Below are 807 nucleotides of genomic sequence, written 5' to 3'. Positions count from 1 at the left end.
GGGCGTCGTCGTACAGGTAATCCCAGAGATCCCCGTGGGTAGTGTAGTTAATCGACTGGGGTTCGATCAGATAGGGATGGTGATTCGGATAGGTCTGCTCAAAGACCTGTTTGAGCCGGTATACCTCGGCGATATGTGGAATGGGCCGGTGGCTGCGAGCGTAGCAGCACCAGACCCGGTCACGGCGGCCAAAGCCGCTGTGGCAATCCAGGCTCATGGAGAACGGTGAGCAAAACAGCTTCTCTCGCACGGTGCGGATCANCGCCTGGGCCTCGGGCTCCATGGGCTCGCCGCTTTTTCCCCGATACCAGGGTAAATGCCTGCTGATGCGATGACCGCCTACCAGAAAAGGGACTTTGCCCATGGCGTCCACCGGAGCGTTGCGCATCAGGTCCACGCCATTGGGGTTACTGCGGGTGCGGCGCCAGATTCCGCCAGGGTTGATCATGGGCATGAACACCAGGCGGACTTTTTCCAGTCGCCGGTGAAGCTGGTCATCCCATTGCAGTCGATGGATCAGGCTGTGCAGCCAGGACATCAGCACCTGGCTGCCGATCCGTTCCACGCCGTGGACTCCGCCGAAGAAACCCACCACCGGTGCGTTGGGGGAGCGGCTTCCCAGCTCGATGACATGAACGGGCAGGGTCAATTCCCCCATGGGTACCTGATGCACGGTGTTGACACGCAAATGCCGTTCCCCGTGACGGATTAATGCATCCAGTTCCAGCAGTTCCGGCAGGTGGCGTTGCAGCAGGTAGAGCTTTTCTTCCATAGGTCACTTTCATCCACAGTGACGCTTACCTTAAC

General features: G+C 59.2%; 1 protein-coding gene. It reads right to left on the bottom strand.

The genetic code is table 11. The features are described from left to right. Positions 1–772 (bottom strand): M14 family zinc carboxypeptidase (locus tag A3754_RS07145; RefSeq protein ID WP_063519185.1); only part of this gene is annotated, 772 nt, incomplete at its 3' end. Positions 773–807 lie beyond the last annotated feature (35 nt).

It is taken from the genome of Alcanivorax sp. HI0083, from assembly GCF_001635175.1.
This window is presented reverse-complemented; position numbering and strand designations above follow the sequence as displayed.